The sequence below is a fragment of the Hyphomicrobium sp. genome (genome assembly GCF_035687085.1).
Lineage (GTDB): Bacteria > Pseudomonadota > Alphaproteobacteria > Rhizobiales > Hyphomicrobiaceae > Hyphomicrobium_B.
On record NZ_DASRYS010000014.1, the window covers coordinates 24,650 to 45,544 of the forward strand.

Annotated in this window: 20 protein-coding genes; 3 read left to right on the forward strand and 17 right to left on the reverse strand. The window is 59.3% G+C overall.

Annotation, left to right across the window (positions count from 1 at the left end; all coding sequences use genetic code 11):
• Nucleotides 1-24: 24 nt before the first annotated feature.
• The 9 genes from VFG26_RS13535 to VFG26_RS13575 all read right to left on the reverse strand — a co-directional run bounded on the left by VFG26_RS13535 (nt 25) and on the right by VFG26_RS13575 (nt 8,737).
• Nucleotides 25-798: a DUF72 domain-containing protein gene (locus VFG26_RS13535; RefSeq protein WP_325026185.1), complete on the reverse strand. Its 774-nt coding sequence runs from the start codon at nt 796-798 to the stop codon at nt 25-27.
• Nucleotides 799-878: 80 nt separating this feature from the next.
• Nucleotides 879-1,682 carry an SDR family NAD(P)-dependent oxidoreductase gene (locus VFG26_RS13540; RefSeq protein WP_325026187.1) on the reverse strand — a complete coding sequence of 268 codons (804 nt, stop codon included), beginning with the start codon at nt 1,680-1,682 and terminating at the stop codon, nt 879-881.
• Between the two features lie 545 nt (nt 1,683-2,227).
• A complete protein-coding gene (locus tag VFG26_RS13545) occupies nt 2,228-3,451 on the reverse strand; it encodes a phosphopentomutase (RefSeq protein WP_325026481.1) in 1,224 nt (407 codons plus the stop codon).
• Between the two features lie 30 nt (nt 3,452-3,481).
• Nucleotides 3,482-4,402, reverse strand: a complete 921-nt coding sequence (locus VFG26_RS13550) for a beta-xylosidase (protein WP_325026189.1) — start codon at nt 4,400-4,402, stop codon at nt 3,482-3,484.
• A complete protein-coding gene (locus VFG26_RS13555; protein WP_325026191.1) occupies nt 4,399-5,163 on the reverse strand; it encodes a TIGR04290 family methyltransferase in 765 nt (254 codons plus the stop codon). The genes VFG26_RS13550 and VFG26_RS13555 overlap by 4 nt, the downstream gene beginning before the upstream one ends.
• Entirely contained in the window at nt 5,157-5,963 is an 807-nt protein-coding gene (locus tag VFG26_RS13560) for a sugar phosphate nucleotidyltransferase (protein WP_325026193.1), read from the reverse strand. The genes VFG26_RS13555 and VFG26_RS13560 overlap by 7 nt, the downstream gene beginning before the upstream one ends.
• On the reverse strand, nt 5,963-7,054 hold the full coding sequence (locus VFG26_RS13565) for a CgeB family protein (protein WP_325026194.1): 1,092 nt from the start codon (nt 7,052-7,054) through the stop codon (nt 5,963-5,965). Before VFG26_RS13565 ends, VFG26_RS13560 begins: the two co-directional genes overlap by 1 nt.
• On the reverse strand, nt 7,051-7,632 hold the full coding sequence (locus tag VFG26_RS13570) for a histidine phosphatase family protein (RefSeq protein WP_325026196.1): 582 nt from the start codon (nt 7,630-7,632) through the stop codon (nt 7,051-7,053). The genes VFG26_RS13565 and VFG26_RS13570 overlap by 4 nt, the downstream gene beginning before the upstream one ends.
• Nucleotides 7,633-7,642: 10 nt before the next feature.
• Nucleotides 7,643-8,737 carry an inositol-3-phosphate synthase gene (locus VFG26_RS13575; RefSeq protein ID WP_325026198.1) on the reverse strand — a complete coding sequence of 365 codons (1,095 nt, stop codon included), beginning with the start codon at nt 8,735-8,737 and terminating at the stop codon, nt 7,643-7,645.
• Here VFG26_RS13575 and VFG26_RS17645 point away from each other — a divergent pair.
• From VFG26_RS17645 to VFG26_RS13590, 3 genes are all read left to right on the forward strand, one after another.
• Nucleotides 8,679-9,149 (forward strand): hypothetical protein, encoded by a 471-nt coding sequence (locus tag VFG26_RS17645; RefSeq protein ID WP_414653311.1) that lies wholly within the window; start codon nt 8,679-8,681, stop codon nt 9,147-9,149. The two genes, VFG26_RS13575 and VFG26_RS17645, sit on opposite strands and share 59 nt — an antisense overlap.
• A 63-nt stretch (nt 9,150-9,212) precedes the next feature.
• On the forward strand, nt 9,213-10,892 hold the full coding sequence (locus VFG26_RS13585) for a hypothetical protein (protein ID WP_325026201.1): 1,680 nt from the start codon (nt 9,213-9,215) through the stop codon (nt 10,890-10,892).
• An 11-nt stretch (nt 10,893-10,903) separates the two neighbouring features.
• Nucleotides 10,904-11,392, forward strand: a complete 489-nt coding sequence (locus VFG26_RS13590; RefSeq protein ID WP_325026203.1) for an HAD-IIIA family hydrolase — start codon at nt 10,904-10,906, stop codon at nt 11,390-11,392.
• Here the strand turns inward: VFG26_RS13590 and VFG26_RS13595 are convergent.
• The 8 genes from VFG26_RS13595 to VFG26_RS13630 are packed head-to-tail and all read right to left on the reverse strand — an operon-like array spanning nt 11,387 to nt 20,386.
• Nucleotides 11,387-12,424 (reverse strand): UDP-glucuronic acid decarboxylase family protein, encoded by a 1,038-nt coding sequence (locus VFG26_RS13595; RefSeq protein WP_325026205.1) that lies wholly within the window; start codon nt 12,422-12,424, stop codon nt 11,387-11,389. The genes VFG26_RS13590 and VFG26_RS13595 overlap by 6 nt on opposite strands.
• Before the next feature lie 18 nt (nt 12,425-12,442).
• Nucleotides 12,443-13,570, reverse strand: coding sequence for a CgeB family protein (locus VFG26_RS13600; protein ID WP_325026207.1), 1,128 nt, complete (start codon nt 13,568-13,570; stop codon nt 12,443-12,445).
• Nucleotides 13,567-14,661, reverse strand: a complete 1,095-nt coding sequence (locus tag VFG26_RS13605) for a CgeB family protein (RefSeq protein ID WP_325026209.1) — start codon at nt 14,659-14,661, stop codon at nt 13,567-13,569. Before VFG26_RS13605 ends, VFG26_RS13600 begins: the two co-directional genes overlap by 4 nt.
• A complete protein-coding gene (locus VFG26_RS13610) occupies nt 14,661-15,779 on the reverse strand; it encodes a CgeB family protein (protein ID WP_325026211.1) in 1,119 nt (372 codons plus the stop codon). The genes VFG26_RS13605 and VFG26_RS13610 overlap by 1 nt, the downstream gene beginning before the upstream one ends.
• The gene (locus VFG26_RS13615; protein WP_325026213.1) at nt 15,776-16,915 is read right to left on the reverse strand and encodes a glycosyltransferase family 4 protein; all 1,140 of its coding nucleotides are present in this window, start codon (nt 16,913-16,915) and stop codon (nt 15,776-15,778) included. The genes VFG26_RS13610 and VFG26_RS13615 overlap by 4 nt, the downstream gene beginning before the upstream one ends.
• Nucleotides 16,906-18,189: a TIGR04295 family B12-binding domain-containing radical SAM protein gene (locus VFG26_RS13620; protein WP_325026483.1), complete on the reverse strand. Its 1,284-nt coding sequence runs from the start codon at nt 18,187-18,189 to the stop codon at nt 16,906-16,908. Before VFG26_RS13620 ends, VFG26_RS13615 begins: the two co-directional genes overlap by 10 nt.
• Nucleotides 18,186-19,283: an SDR family NAD(P)-dependent oxidoreductase gene (locus tag VFG26_RS13625; RefSeq protein WP_325026215.1), complete on the reverse strand. Its 1,098-nt coding sequence runs from the start codon at nt 19,281-19,283 to the stop codon at nt 18,186-18,188. The genes VFG26_RS13620 and VFG26_RS13625 overlap by 4 nt, the downstream gene beginning before the upstream one ends.
• On the reverse strand, nt 19,280-20,386 hold the full coding sequence (locus tag VFG26_RS13630; RefSeq protein WP_325026216.1) for an NAD-dependent epimerase/dehydratase family protein: 1,107 nt from the start codon (nt 20,384-20,386) through the stop codon (nt 19,280-19,282). Before VFG26_RS13630 ends, VFG26_RS13625 begins: the two co-directional genes overlap by 4 nt.
• Between the last annotated feature and the right edge of the window lie 509 nt (nt 20,387-20,895).

Genomic DNA, 20,895 nt, shown 5'->3' on the forward strand with positions numbered 1-20,895 from the left:
CAGAGCACCGCTGTTCAAGCTGGCTTAATCGCGCCGGGCGGCCGTGTGTCCATGCGGCTCCGCACACAAATCCAGCAGCCGTGCAGCGTCCTTGGGGGCAGCGCTCTTCTGATCATTGTCGAAATAGACGTAGACCGTCTTTTTCGCGCTGCGCCACGATTGGATTTCATCAGCCCATAGGCCGAGCGTCCGGGTGGGATAACTGCCTTTGTAACGGCCCGTTGGCCCATGCCCGCGCACGTAAACGTGGCTCGCTGTCGAGACCCAAGGAGATGGCGCGTCGTGATGGTCCGACAGGCAGAGCGATACGTCATGCTTTGCCAGAAGCGCGTAGACGTTGTCGTCGTACCAGCTGGCGTCGCGAAATTCGAAAGCGTAGCGCCGCTTAGGCGAGAGCATGGCAAGGAAATCGGAAAGCCGGGCGCAATCTGCTCGAAAGCGCGCCGGCAATTGAAACAGAACCGGGCCGCACTTCCTGCCAAGCAGCGACAGTCTCGTTTCCATGAGCTCAAGGGAGTTGGCGGAGCTCGGACCCAGCCGCTTCCAATGCGTGATGAATTTGGACGCCTTCCAGGCGAACAGGAAATCCGCTGGCGTCTGGTTGCGCCAGCTTTCGACCGCCTCTAGCGAAGGGGTTCTGTAGAACGAACCGTTGACTTCGGCTGAACCAAAACGCTCGGCATACCATGGCAGCCATCGGCTTCGTGGCACGCCTTCCGGATAAAAGCGGAGGCGCCAGTCATCGTAGCTCCACCCGGAAGTACCAATAAAGAGCTTTCCCGACTGCGCCTTCCTCAAGGGTAACGCCGCCGCGCGCCGCGTATGCTCGACCTGCTTTGCCTCCAGATTGCGCCTCCCGACTAACCTCGCTGCGCGCCTCAGCGCGGCGGCTGGGCAGACGTTCCCGAGCCCGGCTCCGCAACTTTGCGATGCTGGGACGCGAGCATCTCGGCTGGCGTGATATTGGCGATCGCAGTCTGCAGCTTGTTGTACCAGCCCGTCACCACATCGCCGTCGCCTTCCATCATGGCGCGGAAGCCAACTTCGGCCACATCGGCGGGATCGTCCTTTTTCATTTGGCCGAGCTTTGTATCTTTCAGCCCGGCGCGTTCGAAGAACTCCGTTTCGGTAGCGCCCGGCATGAGGCAGGTCACGGAGACGTTGTGATCCTTCAGCTCTTCGCGGATGGCGAAGGAGAATGAATCGATGAAGGCCTTCGATGCGTTGTAGACGGCGTTGAACGGGCCAGGCGAGAAGCCCGCAATCGATCCCGTGATCAGGATTTTGCCTTCCTTCCTGCTGCGCATCTGCTGCCCGATGCGCTGGATCATGTAGAGCGTACCGGTAATATTGGTGTCGAGGACGCGCTTTACGGCGCCAAAATCCTGGTCGAAGAAGCTCCCTCTTTCACCGCGTCCTGCGTTTGCGAGAAGAGCGTCTATCCGGCGGGAAGCGACTTTATCGAGAACCTTGTCGACGCCTTCGCGTTTGGCGAGATCGGCTTCGATCGCTTCCACACCCGTACCGAACCCCGACAGTTCGGCGGCAGCGTCGTTGATCCTGGGTTCGTCGGCCACGATTATGAGATTGTATCCGTTCTTCGCACAGCACTTTGCAAGCTCGTAGCCAATGCCGGTTGAGGCTCCGGTGACGAGAGCCGTCGGGCGCGTACTGGTAGCCATATTATCTTCCTCCAACAAATTTCATGCCCAGACAATGATGCTCCGGCATCGGGTACCTTTGTGCTCTGATAGAAGCGGCGCGCCCGAGGAAGGCGCTATCGAAGCGTCCTTTCCTGCGAGCGCGGTGCTCATCGCTTCCGTCAGTCTTACTTTCCGCTCGCCGGAGGCGACGTCTTATTGCCAGGATCGTTCAACTGGCTCGGCGAAAGCTCACCGGATTCGCGCGCATCCTGCTTCTCTTGCGGTGCAGTCGGCTCAGAGCTTCCGGATGCTCCACTGCTGGCTCCTGAACCAGGCGAGGTCGGGGCTTCGACCGGTGAGGACTGGTTCGTCGTCGATTTTTCGGAACCGGAGTTCCCCGGAGATACCGGGCCGCTCGACAATGACGACTGGCACCACGCGGGAGACGAGAGCGTCATGCATACTGCAACAGCGAAGGGAAGGAATCTCTTCATGCGGGATCGATCCTTTGAAGTTTGTGCAGAAAAAACGGCCTCAAAGATCGCAGGTTCCCAAACTCATCCGATTAGCAGCGGGGTTCTTCCTCACGTTGGAAAGGTGCGAGGCGCTCCTTGCAGTTGGGCACCTCCCCGGACCATAGAGAGGCCGATGTGCGCGGCGAGCGCGTGGCCCACCTCCGAAAAGCCTAGGCGCTCCAAGGATGCCGGCTCGCATCCTGGCGAGAACATCAGAACCGGAACCTGTTCGCGCGTGTGATCGGTCCCGTACCAAGTTGGATCGCACCCATGATCGGCTGTCAGAACGAGGAGATCATTGCGATTTAGCAGCGCGAGAAGTTCCGGCAGGCGGCGGTCGAACCTTTCCAGCGCGGCGGCATATCCGGTGACGTCGCGCCGATGGCCATAGAGCGAGTCGAAGTCGATGAAGTTAGCGACAAGCAGGCCGCCGTCGGCCAAGCTCTGAGTTGCCTCGAGCGTCCGATCGAATATCTCATCGTTGCCGTGCGCCTTGAAAACCCGCCCAGTGCCCGAATGCGCGAAGATATCGGCAATCTTACCGATGGTGGCGACATCCCGGTTTTCCTCCGACGCTTGATCCAAAAGCGTCGGCATGGGCGGCGGCAGGGAATAGTCGCGCCGGTTTCCCGTCCGCGTGAAATCTGCAGGTGTCGCCCCGGTGAACGGACGAGCAATGACGCGGCCTACCCGGTAGGGGTGGAGAAGCTCGCGCGCGAGCGTGCAAAGATCGTAAAGCCGGTCGAGCCCGAACGCCTCCTCGTGCGCCGCGATTTGGAACACGCTGTCCGCCGACGTGTAACAGATCGGCTGCCCCGTCCTTAAGTGCCTTTCGCCCAGCTGCGCTATGATCTCCGTTCCCGATGCGTGGCAATTCCCGAGCACACCGGAAATTCCGGCGCGCCGCGAAAATTCCGCAATCAGTTCGTCTGGAAAGCATGGGATGGTGCGGGGAAAATAACCCCAGTCAAACAGCACAGGTCCGCCTAACAGCTCCCAGTGGCCCGACGGCGTATCCTTGCCATAGGACGATTCCGACGCGCAGCCGTAGCGGCCGAAAGCTTCGGGTGCGTCGAGGCCCGTCGGCGTGAACCCGGTGGCGAGCTTGCATGCCTTTCCAAGCCCGAGGCGGGTGAGGTTTGGAACGTTGAGCTGCCCCCGACGTCCTGCGGCGTCGCAGCGGCCCTCTCGGCAGGCTTCAGCGATGTGCCCGACTGTATTCGCTCCTGCATCGCCGTAGCGCTCGGCATCCGGTGCGCCTCCGATGCCGACCGAGTCCAAGACGAGCAGCATAGCGCGCGGCACGGAACATATCCTTGCGTCTCAAGCGGCCTGCATCGCAGCTGGCTGCGCGATTGCCGCATTGTAGCGGCGGATCATCGATCCGCAGAACTCCGCGAATTCTTCAGCGACTAAAGGCGGGCTCGTGTGATGAGGCGCCAAGCCCCGATGCTCGGGCGTAAAGCAGAAGGTCACAGTCACGTTGAAGTCGCTGAGGGCAGCCATCTGCCGGTCGAACCAAGCAAGCGCATTTGGCCGGAAACTGTCAGCCCAGGACAACCCGGTGCGTACGTGTTTCACGCCGAGCCGCTTCATCCATACGACTGCATCTTCGAGACGATGATCTTCGTAGTGGAACCATTGGCAAAGGCCGAGCTCCGGTGTGAGGCTTGCAAATGTTTCCGCAGCCGGTTTCGGCGCGCCGTCCTCGCGCAAAATCCCCATATGGAAATGTCGGTAATAGGAGGAGCCCTCGGCTTCCTTGTGCCGTGTCGTTGCTTCCCAGGTCTTGGGAAGATCGTAAAGGCTGTACCAATGGATGCGCTCGGTCATGCCACTGAGCAGCTCAGCCGTTCGCTTCAGGCCCCAGTCTTGGACTTCGTCGGCTCCGAAGGACGATACGCCGACCTCAGTGACCCAAAGCGGCAGCTGGGTTACTGCGCGTATCTCGGCGAGCTTCGCAGGCCATTCGTCGATCGACCATAGATTCCAGTCGAGGGGGAAGCCATGCACCGCCACGACATCGACAGCATCGAGGACGCCATAGCGTTCCATGCGGGTGATGAAGTTCGGATCGATCGGCGAGATCCCTCCGAGAACACGCTTCAAATGCGCGCTTTCCCGACGGATCGCACGCCCTGCGAGGACCGCCGTCTCACCGAAGCGCTGCCACTCAGGATCGAGCTCAGGGTCCCAGTGCGATTTGTTGTTGGGTTCGTTCCAAATCATAGCGGCTTCGATCATGTGGCACTCCGAGCGGGATACACGGGGGAATGAGCGGCGGGAGCACGCTGACGCCGGCAGATATAGACCTCCTGCTCAGGGTGTTCGATGACGTCAAAGCCGGCGCTTCTCAGCATCGCTTCGCTGCATGCATGGTTCGGCACCCACCAATTGGTGGGATCGTTGGCGTAGCTGTGCTCGACGAAGTGCAGCTTCGGATATCCGGGTTGATCGAAGTGGTCGCTGCGCCAGAAATCGTAGTTAGCTGCCACGGGTTCGACATCGTCGGAGCCCCGCTGCATGGTTTGGAAAACAAGAATATCGCCTGCCACGTGCTCACGAATGAGATCGAGTGCGAGCAGCGGGTGCCGCAGGTGATAAAGCACACCCATAAAGAGGACGATTTCGAACTGACGGCCGAGCCTGGCCACGTCGTAGACCGACAGTCTCTCGAACTCGATGTCCTCGCCCAATGTACGGGCGGCGAGACGCGCCTGAGCGAGATAGCGATCGTCGAAGTCGATGCCAACGACTTCCTTTGCGCCGAGCCGCTTCATCTCAATCGAATAGAAGCCGGCATTACAGCCGATATCCAGCACGCTTCGGCCGCGCACTTGATCTTCAATGGCCGACTTGAAGCGCCGCCATTTTATCGAAGGATAGTCGCCCAGGGGATGATCCGGCGCTGTCTCCACCGCATCCAACTTCATATTATGAAACCAAGGCCGGAGAGCCTCCACCTCGTGGCGCAACGCCTCGGGGGATGCGCCATGCATCAGCATGCGTTATCTCTCCTCTCGATGGTCTCGCTTCTCGCCACTGGCTCGGGAGTTGGAGTTTCGGCCACCGCCTGATCCGTTCCAAGGTGCTTGAGCGCCTCGGTGGCATCGCGATAGCCGCGCGGCGTTCCAACATCCGCATACGCAGTGCCGATCCGGAAGCCGCGAGCCGTGCCGCCTTGCGCAAGATAAGCATTGATGAGTGTGCCCAGATACTCGTCCTGCCGGTTGCGTTGGAGCCAGAGCCGATGCAGTTCTTCAAAGACCTTCGCGGAGAGCTTGATCGCCCCCCAAACCCAGTTGGTCTCGGGCACTTCCTGTTTGACCTGAATTTCAAGGACGTGCTGCTCGTCATCAAGGACAACGGCGTCAAAGAACTCCGGGTGTATTGAGGGAAATAATATGAATCCCAGCTCACACGGCGGAATGTCTAGGTATGCCGTTTCGGGGAACCAGATCGTGTCGGGAAGGCCAATGAGCACGTCTTCATGAGGCGCGATAAGCGGCGATGCCCTAAAGAGTGCATCACAGAGGCCGTTCGGATCCGCCTGGACGGCATAGACGACATCAGCGCTGCCGTAGTGACCACCGAAATATTCAAGGATGTCGGATTTCCCCGAAGAGATAATAAAGCAGAGCTTCTCTGCGCCACCGATGAGCATGCGCTGGAGGAGATATTCACTCACCGCTAGCGGCCGCTCGGCTCCGCCAGCCATCGAGCTGCCGAGAGGCAGAAGCTCCTTCGAAAAGCCCAATGGTTGCATACGCGTGCCGCGGCCGGCTGCTGGAATAATTCCCCACATCAGGCAGACTCCGCGAATGCTTGCCGCTCAAGCGGCGCCTCCCAAAGAATTCGTAAAAGCTCGTCGGCACGATGATCTGACGTATGCGCTGCAAGTGTGCGTTCACGCGCCGCTTCACCAATTCTCGCAAGTTGCTGATCGGTGGCATCGAGCGCCTCCAGAACGTCCTGCTCGTTACGCACGAGCAGGACTTCGCGCCCTGGCTCATAAAAAGCGCTTATTCCCTCCCATGCATCTGACAGGATCGCAGTGCCGCACGCGGCAGCTTCGAAGAGCCGCCCGGATGGACACCAACCCGAACGCGCCATCGCCATGCGCGTAACGTTGAGCGTCAAACGGGATGACGCAAAGAAAGCGGGATGCTCCGTCGGCGGCAAATGGCGCACGAAATATAGATTTGCAAGCCAGGGGAAATTATCTGGATATTGCGCGCCGCCGATGAGGAAGCGAAGGTCTGTTCTCGCGGCAGCTGGCTTGAGAAATAGTTCCGTGAGTGCCGCCTGACGATCGTGCGCATAGGTTCCGAGGTACGAGAGATGCGAGCGATATTGGTACATGGCTGGAACCGGCCGATACTGCTTTGGGTCGACGTGCCCGTAGAGCGGGGCCACTCGCCGCGCTCCGAGTTCGCGCCGTAGCTCATCAAGCGTCTTGCCGCCGGTATAACTCAACACAAGATCGAATTGGGTTAGACCCTGCGGCCCGATATAGTCAACGTTCCGCCCACTGCTGATTGCATCCAACGTCACCGGCGTATCGAGATCATAGAAAACAAGGAGGCCGCGAGCGTCTTCGGCCAGTCGCGCAGCGGCTACGGCGTCGGGGCAGTAGGAGGTAACGAGAATTGCATCCGCTTCAGCAATCTCCTGCTTTGCTTGCGCAAGGACGGTGTCCCAATCGCTGTAGATGACAAGATCACCGTAATCGATGCCGGAGATGTCTCGCGAATCCGAATAATAGGGAACGTCACGCTCGAAAAACGTCACGGCGCAATGCCTTCGGTGCAAGGCATCGATCAGCCCACGCCAAAGTGTTGCATGGCCATTGCCCCACGATGACGACATCGAGAGGCCAAAGATGACAAGTTTCAAGCCGCAATCCTTTGGTCGAGCTCCATCTGGCCTGAAGGTTCGACCGCGATGGTCGTGATAGATCCGTAGGGCACATCGACGCGATTCCAATCGTCGAGCGGCAGCGACAAACAATGCAGGATGACCGCTCGAATGAGCTCAGCGTGCGTGACCATGATGATGGGCGCGGATGGATTGTCCGCTGCCGTCCGCCGGATATGATTCAGGATGCGCTCCTGAACCTCCATCATGGATTCGCCATCCGGCGCCCGCGCATTGGTGCGCTGCTCGTTCCACAGCCTCCAGGCGGGATCTCGGTCCAGAGACGCGAATGTGCGCCCCTGCCAGACGCCAAAGTCGACTTCGTCAAGTGCCGTGATTTTTGCGGCGATCCGGCCGGTCGCGAAGACATGAGGCGCAATCGTCTGAAGGCAGCGCCGGCGCGGGCTGGACTGCAGGATCGCATTGCGGGGCAATAGTCGCGTGAGGCTTGCCGCCTGCTTTTCGCCGCCTGCCGAGAGCGTGCATTCGGACCGGCCCGCCAAGTGGCGCATGCCGAAGTCAAACGCCGCATGCCGCACGAGGAAGCATACTGCCATGCTTTCTCCTTTAGGCGTCGCCCGCGACGAACTGCAAAGTGCGCTCGCGAGCCTCGCAATCTTCGAACTGCTGCGGCGGAGACTTCATGAAGTAACTTGAGGGGCCGATGAGAGGACCTCCAATTCCCCGCTCCAGGGCTAGCTTCGCGCAGCGAACAGCATCAATCACAACCCCCGCAGAATTTGGCGAATCCCATACCTCGAGCTTTACCTCCGCGCTCAAAGGAACGCCGCCGAATGCCGTTCCCTCTAGCCGGATGTAGGCAATCTTGCGATCAGTGAGCCATGGTACGTGATCGCTCGGACCGACATGTACATTCTCAGGCGCCGGTGGATCCTCGATCAGAGACGTTACTGCGCGGGTCTTCGATAGTTTCTTCGACTCAAGGCGCTCGCGCTCGAGCATATTCATGAAATCGGAGTTGCCTCCAAAGTTCAGCTGATACGTACGATCGAGCTGCACGCCGCGGTCACGAAAGAGGCTCGCGAGCGCCCGGTGGACGATTGTCGCTCCTACTTGGCTTTTGATGTCGTCGCCAATGAGCGGAATCCCGCGCTCGGTGAATTTCGCGGCCCAGCGGGGGTCTGAAGCAATGAAGACTGGTATGCAGTTGATGAACGCGCATCCGGCCGCCAACGATTGTTCGGCATAATATTCAGTCGCTCGCTGCGAGCCCACCGGCAAATATGAAACTAGGACATGGGTGCCGGTTTCCTCGAGCACCTCAGCCACCGTCACCGGCTCTTCGCAGGATTCCGGAATTTGGTCTTTTAGATATTTTCCAAGGCCATCGAATGTCGGGCCTCGCCGAACGCTGCAGCCTAGCTGCGGAACGGCCGCAAACTTCATAGTGTTGTTCGGCGCGACAGCAATTGCATCGGAAACGTCCTTGCCAACTTTGCCGGCGTGCACATCGAATGCGCTGGAAATTACGATGTCAGCAACGCTAACGCCTCCAATGTCAGCACTCATCAGACCCGGCATCGGCGTATTCCCGACATTGCTGCCGTAGTAAGTCAGGCCCTGGACGAATGAGGAGGCGCAATTGCCGACGCCGACCAAACCGACGCGCACAGATCTTGATGAGGAGCAGTCTTTTGGCATCGATCACTCAAGACCAGGCACAGACTTCACAAGGTACAAACAATGGCTTTCTGGGTTGGTTCCTCCGCATTGCGATATGGAACTGAGGTTAGGCCGCGAGGTTCATCGCAAGATCCATTCAGTTGGAGGAGCATCGAACATGAGCGCATCTAGCGAGAAGACCACCGATCACAAGAAAATCCGGAAATGGATAGAGGAGCGCGATGGTCATCCTGCCGTCGTGAAAAGTACGGAAAGCGACGAGGGCGGCGTCCTGCGCGTGGATTTTCAAGAGCCTGATGAATCTCTCGAGGAGATCTCTTGGGATCGCTTTTTCGATATTTTCGATTCGAGGAAGCTGGCATTCCTTTACCAAGACACCTTGTCTGACGGTAAAAAGAGCCGGTTCAATAAATTTGTCTCCCGCGATTGAGAGCGAGTAGGTGCGCTTTGTTGCGCCGTTCGCCTGAAAGATCCTCTTACGGATCGTATCTGGATGATCGTTTATGGCGATGGACATGTTCGCCTCACCGTTTCCGATGTCGCGGAAATACTGCATAAGCGGCTGAGCGCACCGGCAAAGCCCTCTCTTCATGAGCTGCGGATCCGGTGCGCGATCGCGGGCCAGCTGGAACAGTCGGCGATCGACTCTTCGTCTAACTGGGCACCTGAAGCCGAAGCGCTCAGCATGCTCTGCGGTCACGCCTTTGCTGCGCGCGTTCTCGGCATTTCTTGGCCCAATAGCTACTCTCCTGAAGGCTGGGACCAAGCAGCCGGGATCCTCTTTGCAATCTCTTCCCGCGCAAAATCTGAGCGGCCCACCGATCCGATGAAAATTCCGGAGGGCTTTGCCTGGTACGCCGTTTACCCGGATGCGTACGTCCAGGCTGCGCTCGCATGGGCTCGCACTGCGCGAACGCCGAGTTCTGTTACCGTCATCGGATTGCGGAGCATCGGCACGACTTTGTCCGGCGTCGTTGCGGCAGCGCTTCGCTCGCGCGGCTTTGCCGTTAACCGCATCACCGTGAGGCCAAAGGGCGATCCCTATCGCCGCCACGTGAGCCTTCCACCGGAACTTCCTATCAACGCTGCTGCTCTCGTCGTCGACGAAGGCCCTGGCCGCTCCGGATCATCGATGGCTGCGACGGCGGATGCGCTTATTCGGCATGGCTTTGATCGAAACGCCATTGTCTTTTTACCTGCGCACACGAACGGGCCGGGTGGCGAAGTTTCAGCTTCTGTTGAGCAGTGGTGGCGGCAGACTGCAATTCACGTCGGCGGCTCCATCAGACCCGGCAAGCATCATCATTGCGACTGCATTGAAATGGGCGGCGGTCTTTGGATGCGGCGCGCGGGCGTCTCGGCGGATGACGTCCATGCTGCAGCTCCGATGCTCGAGGCTCCCAAGTTCATCACGGAAAATGGGACCTGTACGATCCTCTGGAAGTTCTCGGGCTTCACACTCGCGCCAAATCGAAATGCCACGCTTAGCGAGGACACATCGCATAAGCTAACGTGGCTCGCTGACCACGGGTTGGTTCCTCGCCCTAAGTCCTGTGAAGATGGGTGGATCGGAACGCCTTGGGTCGATGGCCCTCGCCTAGCTTTGGGTCGTCTCACCGCCCTCGATGTCTTACAGGCCTGCAATTACATTCGTGCCGCTGCAGATCCTCCGCTCGAGTTCGCAGAGGCAGAAGCTGATCATAAACGGCTTGCAGATTTGCTTATCGAAAATGCGAAAGAGTTGTGCCCATCGGCAATCACTTCGGCGCAGCGAGCGGCCGATACACTCCTTTACGATGCGCGCCTTCACGATCTTCCAAGTTACGGCGACGGGCGCCTCGCGCCGCATGAATGGGCGCGAATGCCAACCGGCGAACTGCTGAAGCTCGACGCCGGCGGACACTCTTGTGATCACACTGCGATCGGTCCCCAAACCATTCTCTGGGACGTCGCCGGCTTGATGGTCGAATGGAACATGCACTCTCGCATCGCGGGCGATCTGCTTGATGCGTTCAAACTTAGCGCAGATCTCGAAAAAGCACTCGCGTGCTACGTCGCTGCATATGCGGCCTTTCGGGCTGGCGTCGCCACGCTCTGCGGCGCGCACGAGAGCAAGCAGCGGGCGATCGCTTACTACACCGCGCACCTCAAATCTGCCCTCACCGCGATATGAGAGGGGCCTCCATGAAGTCGTCCCCGCCGAAGCTCTACATTTTCGATGTAGACGGCACGCTGCGGTGGACTCATACGCCCGGGCATCGCTTCCCTTTATCATCCGCAGATTGGAGCTTAATGCCGAACGTCGCCGATACGTTGCGGGCAATTCCCTGGTCGACTCACGGTCCCTGGATTGCGCTGGCCTCCAATCAGCCGGGGCCTAGCGAAGGGTTGCTTACAGAAGCCAAGGCGCGCGACATGCTAGTTGCCACATTGCACGCAGCCGTCGGATTCCTTCCGCCGAGGGCTTGGATTCAAATGTGCACATGTATGCCGGATGCGAGTTGCGCCCGCCACAAACCCAATCCTGGGATGCTGTCCGACGCGCTGCACCACTTCAATGTTTGCGGTTCCGACGCGCTCTTCGTCGGCGACCAGCCGATCGACGCAGAAGCGGCGCGGCGTGCCCGAATACCATTCTTGAGTGCCGCCGACTACTTTGGCTGGTGCTTATAAAGCCGCCTCCTCGCCCGCACCGTTCAGCCCTCTTAAGGCCATCGCGGGAACCAATGTATTGACGCGATCCCATTCATGCCGCGTGGAGGCGAACCATTCGATGGTTTTGGTGAGGCCTTTGCGCAGCGGGACTTTCGGCGCCCATTCGAGCAATTCCTTGGCAAGTGCAATGTCAGGCTTGCGCCGGCGCGGATCGTCCACGGGCAGCGACTTATAAACGATCCGCGACGGCGAACCCGTGAGTTCTAGAACCGTTTGCACAAGCTCGCTCACGGTAATCTCGCTCGGGTTTCCGAGATTAACAGGTGTGCGCACCGGGCTTGAATGAAATCCGAGCGCCAACAATCCTGATACGAGATCATCGAGATAGCAGAACGATCGGGTTTGGCTTCCGTCGCCGTATATCGAAATGTCGCTTCCCGACAGCGCCTGAGTGACCACATTGGAAACGACCCGGCCATCATCGGCGCGCATGCGAGGACCGTATGTGTTGAAAATCCTAGCGACGCGGCAATCGACTTTGGCTGCGCGCATATAGTCGAAGGAAAGCGTTTCAGCTGCGCGTTTTCCTTCGTCGTAGCATGCGCGCGGCCCGATTGGATTGACGTTGCCGCAGTAGTCTTCCTTCTGCGGATGACGCAGCGGGTCACCATAAATCTCACTCGTCGATGCGAGCACGAACCGGGCCCCGAGATCGGATGCCAGTGCTAGAAGGTTCCGTGTGCCCACGACGCTGGTCATCATCGTGTGAACCGGATCCGCTTGATAATGTGGAGGAGACGCGGCACAGGCGAGATTGAAAATCACATCGGCCCGAAGCGCCAAGGGCAATGGATCGATGATGTCCGCGTTGACGAGCCGAAAATTCGCCTCTCCGGCCAAATGTTTGAGATTGTCGGGCCGCCCACTCTGAAAGTTGTCTACGCCCACCACGTGGAAGCCGCGGCGGATGAGTGCATCGCAGAGATGCGATCCAATGAACCCGGCGGCACCGGCCACAATAGCGTTCCGCATTTCGGCCTGTCTTGCCATTCTCAAATCTCCACAAACTCACGCCTGGTCCACTGAGGTCAGCTTTCCTTTTTGGTCCATCTTGGCGCGACTTTCATCGCGGCCACCGTCTGCAAACCAGTTTTCCAGTTCTATGGCACGCCAGTCTGAAGTGTGTTCAAGCAGCACCCGCTCTCTTGCCGCTTCGCCAATGCGGCGGCGATCTTCCGCGGGCATCTGCAGCACCCCCGTCACATGTTCGCTGCTCTCTGCAGTGACGATCTCCTGATCGGGAACGAAGAAGGCTTCCAGACCCGGCCAGTCGTCCGAGATTATGGGCGTCTCGCATGCGGCGGCCTCGAAGAGGCGGACACTTGGACTGAAGCCCGCTGTCCTCATATCTGCGCGGGTCAAATTCAGCGCCCATCCAAGGCTCGAATAAAATTCGGCGTGCTTTGACGGAGGCACGTGCTCAATTCGCTCCACGTTTTCCGGCCAGCGGATCGAGCTTGGATATTGCGCGCCAGCGACCACGAACGTCATTTCCGGCAGCTGGCGCGCAACTTCGTTTATGAAGCGCTCAACTCCGGGCTGACGGTCCGCACTGTAGGTTCCGATATATCCAAGATCCCAGCGCTTGCGCGTGAGCTGTGGCTTGTAGATTGTCGTATCGACAGAGCAATAGAGAGCGAGCGCCGACCGAGCGCGCCATTTATCGACCAGAAGCTTGAGCGTTGGTCCACCGGTGAATGAGAAGTAGCAGGCGTATTGCCGAACTTGTGCGGGCGACAAGTACGTGCAGGTGCCCCGGGCAAGAGCGCTCAAGGTGACAGGCGTGTCGATGTCGTAGAACGCGATCTTGCCGCGGGCGACGCGGAACACCCAATCCGCAACTGCGATCCCGTCCGGCACGAACGAGCCGATGATCACCAAGTCCGCCGAGGCGATCTCCCTCTTCCAATCCTCTAAGCCCGCCAGGCCATCGTAGAAGTGGAGTTCGCAGCACGCGGGTCCGATCAGGTCTCGGTTGGCGGCGTACCACGGGACATCGCGCTCCAGGAACATTACACGATGACCGCGATCCGATAGGCTGCGAATGAGCGCGCGATAGGTGGTGGCATGGCCATTCCCCCAAGCGGACGAAAGGCTCAATCCCAAGATGACGATGCGCAAAGAACGCCTCTTCATGCCACCGCCTGCTGATCTTTCGCCGCAACCAATTCGCTCAGGACGCGGTCCACAATCTGTGCCCTCTGATTATACGTATGTTCGCGAAGAACGCGCCTTCTTGCTCCTTCCCCGATCTGCCGCGCACGTTGCGGCGTGAGCGATGCCAGCGCTCTCGCGACATCGCGAGCGTCATTGATGACGATCACTTCTTCACCTGGCGTCAGAAATTCTGAGATGCCCTCCCAGCCGTCCGTCATCAGGCATGCACCTGCTCCTGCAGCTTCGAACACGCGCGTTGCAGGAGAGAACCCTGTGGTTGCCATCGATTTGCGTGAAATGTTGATCACAGCGAGCGGCGAGCAATTGAACGCGTTGTGATCCCGAGTCGAGAGGTGTCCGATGAATTCGACATTCGGAGGCAGTTGCCATGGCTCCCAGCCCGATCCTGCTAGAAGGAATTTGCGGTGAGGCAGAAGGCGTGCGGCCTCGAAGAAGAACGCATCGACGCGCGCTTCGCGATCTGGCAGGCGATTGCCAAGAAATGCGAGATCGGCGGTGAAGCGCGACTGCGGCGCGACTGGAAAGTGCGTCTCAGGGTCGAGCGCGTTATAAATCGGCACACACCGGCGCGCGCCAACACGCCGATAGGCTTCGACGACCGGGGATCCGCCGCCATAGGTCAAGACGCAGTCCAAACGCTTCAACGCGGCGCGAAGCGGGTGCCGCGTGTCGCCATCGATCTCCGCCAGGGTTGCCGGTGCGTCGACGTCCCAGAAAATTCCGAGCTTTCCCTTCGCGGCTTCGGCGACCGTGGCTGCAAGGATCTCATTATCAAGTGCGCCGACGCCGCTTGCTTTGACGATAATGTCGGCGCCGGCTGCGTGCCGGAAGGCTGCCTGCATCGCCTCAACTGTTGGCTCATAGACAACGACCTCGGCCCAATCCGGCGGGTCCATGTCGCGGTGCTGTTGGCGGTCAAAGGCATCCGGCTCATAGAACGTGATGCGATAGCCTTGCCGTGCAAGGGCGGCGATGATTCCACGGTAGTACGTCGCGGCGCCGTTCCAATAGCTCGACAGCAGGCTGGAACCGAAGAACGCAATGTGCATCAGGCTGCTCCCTTCAACCGGGGCCGGATCTGCTCCGCGATGGCGAGAAGCTCGCTGGCACGGTGAGCGCACGTGTGCTTATTTCTGATGGTCTCCAGGCCGTTGGCGGCAAGCTCGCGCCGCAGGCCGGCATCGTTCGCAAGGGCGCGCATGGCGCTCGCCATATCCGTCTCACTTGAAGCCGTAAGGAAGTCCTCGCCCGCGCGGAACAGGTTTTCAGAATCTTCCCATGGTGCGCAGACGAGCGGCAAACCGCAGGCCAGCGCTTCGAAGACGCGGATGGTCGGAATGCCAGGAAGAAACTTCACGTAATAGCGTCTTGGCACATGAACGGTGAAAAGGTGCCGCGCGAATATCTCCGGAACCCGATCGTTCGCACTCCAACCGTGATATTCGGCGCCATGCGCGTGCAGAGCTTCGATGGCCTCATCGGGATATCGCACCCCATGCACGTCAAGCTTGACCTGCGCATCGCGTGCCGGCCGCAATAGGTAGGCGCCAAGCTCCTCACTGCGTTCTCCATCGCCCCAGTTGCCGATCCATACGGCCCCTGAGCGCATCTGGTTCTCGTTTCTATCAGGCGATGTGGCAAGGCGAACGTCGGCTGCTTCATGAAAGACGAAGACGCGATTGCCCCAACCCGCGCGTGCATAGACGTCGGCAAGTGATTGCCCGAAGGCGAGCACGCCGTCGTAGCCCGACAAGTCCATCTTGTTGATAGCGCGAGGATCGCTTACTGCCCGGTGATGCGTGTCATGAAAAAGAAGCGTGAACGCCGCGCCGCGCTTTTTCTTGTCACCGAGCGCCGTCACTATCTCAGGCGCTGTCCACTCGTGCACGATGACGAGATCCGCGTCCGCGATTGCAGGTAGGATGTCCATCGAAGAGTCATAGGTTGCAATCGCACCAGCCAGGTCGGGAAACCGAGCCGCAAATCGCGAGAGAGTTCCTGGACCCTGCTCCGCTTCGAGATTTTCTCGGCTCCAACTCCTTTCAGGCTCGAGGGCAAGCACATCGTGGCCGCGGCCGGCGAGTTCGCGGAGCAAACCGCGCAGGAAATGCGCGTTTCCGTGGTTCCAACAAGAAACAAGCGAATGCGTGAGATAGACGATCCTCATGCGCCGGCCTCCAGCTGAACAAGCGGTGGTGCGCGCGCGGCGAGGACGCGTGAGTAAATGTTCATCGTCTCTGCGCCCATGCGCTCGGCTGAATAGGCTCGCGATCTCTCGGCAGCGGCTGCCGCGAGCACCGCACGCTCATCCGGCGACGCCATGAGACGTAAAATGGTCTCCGCGAGTTCGGCAGGATCGTCGGGATCTATGAAGAGCGCAGCGCCATCCCAGAGCTCGCGAAAGGTCGAAATGTCGGACAAAACGAGGGCTACGCCGGCTTGAGCGGCCTCGAGCACCGCGAGGCCAAAGGGCTCATATTTCGACATGCTGACGAACACCGCGGCGCGCCGGTACCATTCCTGCATCTCGTCATGAGCTAGCGCGCCAAGCAGGGAAAGATGCGAGAGATCGGCCGTCTCGCCGTTGGGCCCGTTTTGCGGCCCAGCCGCATAGATCTTTCTTCCGCTGAGCCTTGCGGCTTCACCAACCACCCGAAGGTTTTTTCCGGCATCCCACAGACGGCCGGCCGTGAACACAACATCCGCTCTGTTGATCGGCGCTGTCGCAGGAGAAAGCGTTCGTCCATTATGGACAGCCGTGATGGGCGTGACCGCACCGTACAGCGCAGCCAAGTCACGCGCGAATGACGCGCTCGGCGCTATGACCGCATCGGCCAAGGTCAATCCGACTCCAGTTCTTCGCGCGCGCCAGGCGAGATCCGGCGGCATCGCACCTTTTCCAGCGTGCGCCCACCACGTTCCAACGCAGGAGTGAGCAGAAATGGTCAAAGGCACATCCCACTCCTTCAATCCGGCTTGAGCTGGCGCATTGAGGTGAACGATATCGGCGCTCCACTCGCGGGCGCGATCCTGCAGCTCGGCGGCGGTGACATCGAGTTCGCCTTCTGACGCCGCTGTCCAGTCGAGCGGCAAACGACTGACCTCGAGCGACGCGGCACCCGCGCGTCGTGCCGCCTTCTCTTGCAACCGGCTGGGCGGGGGACCGAGAACGCAAATCCGCACTTCGACATCGTTGCCGCTCAGATAGTTCGTGAGTTCCAACGCGTAGGTCCAAACTCCGCCCACGGTGTCCGAAGTCATGAAGACGCGTTTCGGCAACGGCGTGCGGGAGTTCAGCGGCACGTCGCCTCCAGTTCTTCCAGCGGCAACGGATGCGCATCCTGGATGTCACTGAAGCGAGAGAATTGTTCCAGATAATAGCTGTGTGCTCGTTCCCAGGCGTTCTCATCTGGCTCGCCGAACAGGCGCCTATAGTCGGGCGAGCTGGGGTATGGATAAAGCGGCACCGGATCATTGGCCCAGACGCCGGCATTTCGAAGCTGCTCGCGCCAGCGGGTGACCATATCCGCTTCGTCACCAGCCATGTTGATCAGGTTCGCCTGGACGAATGGAATGTGTTGGCGCGCTTTTATCAGCAGCGTTGCCAATTCATCGGTGGTCAGGCGGCACTTCTTACCTAGCGCGTTACGTCCCTCTTCCGTCAAACTTTCGACACCTGCTTCGACAGAGACGCAGCCTGCTTGACCAAGAAGCGCGAGCATGTCGGGTTTCCAGAGATCGATGCGCGTTTGAACTCCGAATTCAACATCTCGCTCTACGAGTGCTTCGAGAAGCGGACGATTGGGAAGAAAAATCTCGTCGATGAAATAGATGTACGTCACGCCCTGCTGCAGCAGGCCGTCGATCTCATCGAGTAGGATCGGCAGCTCGCGGCGGCGGTAGCGATCTCGGAAATCAATCTTCGCGCAGAAGGTGCATGCGTATGGGCAGCCGCGCGAGGCTTCCACCTCGGCGCCGGGACCGTCGGGCGTACGATCGAACCTGTGGTGATGATGGCCGTGCGGGTGGATATAGCAATCGTCCCACCGAAGGGCGGGCGCATCTACAAATTTTGCTGCTTGGGGCGCACCACGAACTTCGATCGCGTCCCCTGATTTGATTGCGATGCCGGTCACATTCTCGAGCTCGCTTTCTGCGAGCGCGGCGACGGTTTCCTCGCACTCTCCGCGCACTGCAATGCCGGCGTTGAGTTTCAGAAGCGTGGTTCTCGGCGTCACGGAAGCATGCGGGCCGACCACAACCCGCTTCCCTCCCCGAGTGCCAAGGAGATCGAGAAATTCGCGCGGAATGGAAAGTTCCGGCGGGGCACAGCGCCAGAAAAGGTACGACGGCGCGGTGGTGACCACGGTCATGTCAGGAGAAAAGGCGGAAACTTTATCCGCTATTTCGCCGTTCGAGAGGGACAAAAGGGGCCCGTCGACCAGAAGAGTTGCGTGCCCGCTTCGCTCCAGCAGGGACTTGCTATAGGCGAGTTCGAGCGGCAGGTGCGGCGCGGTGCAGCCGAAGTAAGTGCTGCCTTCGAAACTCCACGCGGGATTTATCAATGCCACTTTCATCGCGCATCTCCCGCGATCATTGCGTCGTCGCGACGTGGTGGGGGGCGCGCCTCCTTCAGCCATTGCGCCAGGAGAGACACACCGGTCTTCCAGGGCGTCGGCGGCGAAAGCTCGATCTTGCTTCGAAGGCTGCGTGTGTCGGAGACGTAGTAGCGTTGGTCACCGGCTCGCCAGTGGCTGTGACTTATCTCTAAAGGACGGCCGACGATCCGACCGATATGGTTCAGGACCTGAATCAGGCTCACCGCGTTTTCGGGGCCGCCCCCGACGTTGAAGGCTCTGCCCGCAACAAACGACGGCCTCTCGATCGCGCGCGCGTAGACCTCCGTGGTGTCCTCGACGAACATCACGTCTCGCACTTGCCGGCCATCGCCATAGATCGTGATCGGCGCCCCTTGCAGAGCTTTGATGAGAAAATGCGCGACCCAGCCCTGATCTTCAGTTCCCAGTTGCCGTGGACCATAGATGCAGCTCATTCGGAACACCGCTGCGGGTACACCTAGCGTTCTCGCGTAATCGAGCACGTATTGATCAGCGGCGCCCTTGGAGCAGCCGTATGGGGTGTGGAATGACAGGGGACGCGATTCGCCGATGCCGTGAGCGCGCAGATGCTCGTCAGCGGGGCGATACGCCAGACGCGTCTGCTCGAGTTCAACCTCGGCCAAATCGCCGTAGACTTTGTTCGTGCTTGCGAACAGGAACGTCGGCGGCTTGCAGCAAGAGCGGGCCGCCTCAAGCAAATTCAATGTTCCGCGTACGTTGATGTCGAAGTCTTCTAACGGCCGTTCGATGCTCGTCGTGACCGCCACTTGCGCGGCGAAGTGCACAACGGCGGAAGCTTGTGTGACGGCTTCCGCAGCGGCTTCGTTGCGCACGTCCGTTATCAGCACAGAGATGTTGCGGGGGTGGAGGCGCTTCAGTTCAGCGGCATTTTCCTCGACACCCGGCCGCGCTAACGAGTCAATGACGAGGACTTTTTTCCCGCTCCTTGCCAACCGGTTCGCGAGATTGGAGCCAATGAAGCCTGCGCCGCCGGTGATCAACACCGGATTTTCTTTTTCTCCGATCACAGCAGGTGCAACGACTGCTTTCACGCCACCAGCCCCCGTGCTTCGAGTTCGGCTCGCGCTTCATTGACGCGATCGAGTGCGCGTTGCGTCTTCACCCATTCGACGAGTTCGCCAAGCGACTCTTCGAGCCGGCGTTTGGGCTTGTAGCCTAGAGCTGCCTCGGCATGGGTGATGTCAGCGAAGCAGTGACGGATATCGCCGAACCGCGCCTGATCGAGAACTTCAGGAGCTATATCTGCGCGCCCCATCGCTTGGCCGAGTTTCTCCGCCACATCGTAGACTGAGTAACTGAGGCCACTTCCTATGTTGAAGACATCACCGTCGATGCCGGACTGCTGCAGGGCGGCGAGAAAGGCAGACGTCACGTCTTCGACGTGAACGAAATCCCGGCGTTGCTGACCGTCTTCGAAGACAAGGGGCGGCTTGCCGTTGAAAAAGCGCGATGCAAAGATCGCGAGAACGCCGGTGTATGGATTGGAAAGCGCCTGACCTGGTCCAAACACGTTGAAGAGCCGAAGCGCGCATCCTTCCATGCCGTGCGCTTTCGCGAGAAGCAGGGTCATTCGCTCCTGCGAATATTTGGTCAGCGCGTAAACCGATGCGAGCGTCGGGCGCTTGCTTTCCGGCGTGGGGATCGGCTCCAGCGGATAACCATTGCGATCCACTGGATCCCAAGATTTGCCAGCGCCGTAAGCACGCTCCACGTCTTCAACGAGCGATCCGTCGTGAGCGCGGTAGAGACCTTCGCCATAGATGCTCATCGACGAAGCGACGACGATCCGGCGAACGGGGGAACGCGAGAGTTCCTCCATCAAGACAGCCGTTCCGACGTCATTAACACTGACGTACTGCTCGACAGCGTACATACTTTGGCCGACGCCAACCTCGGCCGCGAGATGAACTACAGAGTCGACGCCTTTGAGCGCCTTGCGTACAGAATCGACGTTGCGAACGTCGCCGCGGAGGAATTGTACGTCGTCGGTTAGCGCAATATCTTCATTGCCATGAACTTGCTCGATCATGGAATCGAGGACGACGACGTCATGTCCTTGGGCCAGGAGAGCTCGGCACATATGCCGCCCGATAAAGCCTGCTCCTCCGGTCACGAGCACCTTTTCTCTCGACACGCAATGCTCCTGATGCCGTGGGTTTTGTTCACAAGGGCAATCCGGAGCTAGGAGGTAAGTTCCTTCTCTTTCTAAAAACGCCCTCGGTCAAAGTAGATTGTCGTTTCACGAGCGATCAGGCTCGATCGCCTTACCAACGGAATAAATCCGTCGACAGACGATCCGTTGCGTGAGCATTGCCGCTTCAGTCGTGCTGTCGTCTCACGGCGAGAGGCGCGGAACCGCTAAGAGCAGCAATCACAACATCAATGTTGAAGTTTATTCGAGCTTAGCGGCACGGCGACTTGCAGGCCGCTGCCAAAGGGCGTGACGCAAACGCGCCGACAAAAGGCACACGCGCGATGTTTAATGGCGCATCGTTTGCGCCTCTAGAATGAAGGCTAAATGCGAAATTCGCCACCAAGCTGCTTCTGCGAGGCAGCGGCGGAGGTCAGGAATTCATATCGGGAGATTTGAAGAACCGCGCAGACGAAAGGGCGCTCAGCTAGCCTGGATTGCCATCTGAAGCT

Excerpts from the sequence above, each read along its gene's own strand:
- VFG26_RS13540 (WP_325026187.1), bottom strand. The coding sequence starts at position 1,682 with ATGGCTACCAGTACGCGCCCGACGGCTCTCGTCACCGGAGCCTCAACC.
- VFG26_RS13545 (WP_325026481.1), bottom strand. The coding sequence starts at position 3,451 with ATGCTGCTCGTCTTGGACTCGGTCGGCATCGGAGGCGCACCGGATGCC.
- VFG26_RS13550 (WP_325026189.1), bottom strand. The coding sequence starts at position 4,402 with ATGATCGAAGCCGCTATGATTTGGAACGAACCCAACAACAAATCGCAC.
- VFG26_RS13555 (WP_325026191.1), bottom strand. The coding sequence starts at position 5,163 with ATGCTGATGCATGGCGCATCCCCCGAGGCGTTGCGCCACGAGGTGGAG.
- VFG26_RS13560 (WP_325026193.1), bottom strand. The coding sequence starts at position 5,963 with ATGTGGGGAATTATTCCAGCAGCCGGCCGCGGCACGCGTATGCAACCA.
- VFG26_RS13570 (WP_325026196.1), bottom strand. The coding sequence starts at position 7,632 with ATGGCAGTATGCTTCCTCGTGCGGCATGCGGCGTTTGACTTCGGCATG.
- VFG26_RS13575 (WP_325026198.1), bottom strand. The coding sequence starts at position 8,737 with ATGCCAAAAGACTGCTCCTCATCAAGATCTGTGCGCGTCGGTTTGGTC.
- VFG26_RS13585 (WP_325026201.1), top strand. The coding sequence starts at position 9,213 with ATGATCGTTTATGGCGATGGACATGTTCGCCTCACCGTTTCCGATGTC.
- VFG26_RS13590 (WP_325026203.1), top strand. The coding sequence starts at position 10,904 with ATGAAGTCGTCCCCGCCGAAGCTCTACATTTTCGATGTAGACGGCACG.
- VFG26_RS13595 (WP_325026205.1), bottom strand. The coding sequence starts at position 12,424 with ATGGCAAGACAGGCCGAAATGCGGAACGCTATTGTGGCCGGTGCCGCC.
- VFG26_RS13600 (WP_325026207.1), bottom strand. The coding sequence starts at position 13,570 with ATGAAGAGGCGTTCTTTGCGCATCGTCATCTTGGGATTGAGCCTTTCG.
- VFG26_RS13605 (WP_325026209.1), bottom strand. The coding sequence starts at position 14,661 with ATGCACATTGCGTTCTTCGGTTCCAGCCTGCTGTCGAGCTATTGGAAC.
- VFG26_RS13610 (WP_325026211.1), bottom strand. The coding sequence starts at position 15,779 with ATGAGGATCGTCTATCTCACGCATTCGCTTGTTTCTTGTTGGAACCAC.
- VFG26_RS13620 (WP_325026483.1), bottom strand. The coding sequence starts at position 18,189 with ATGAAAGTGGCATTGATAAATCCCGCGTGGAGTTTCGAAGGCAGCACT.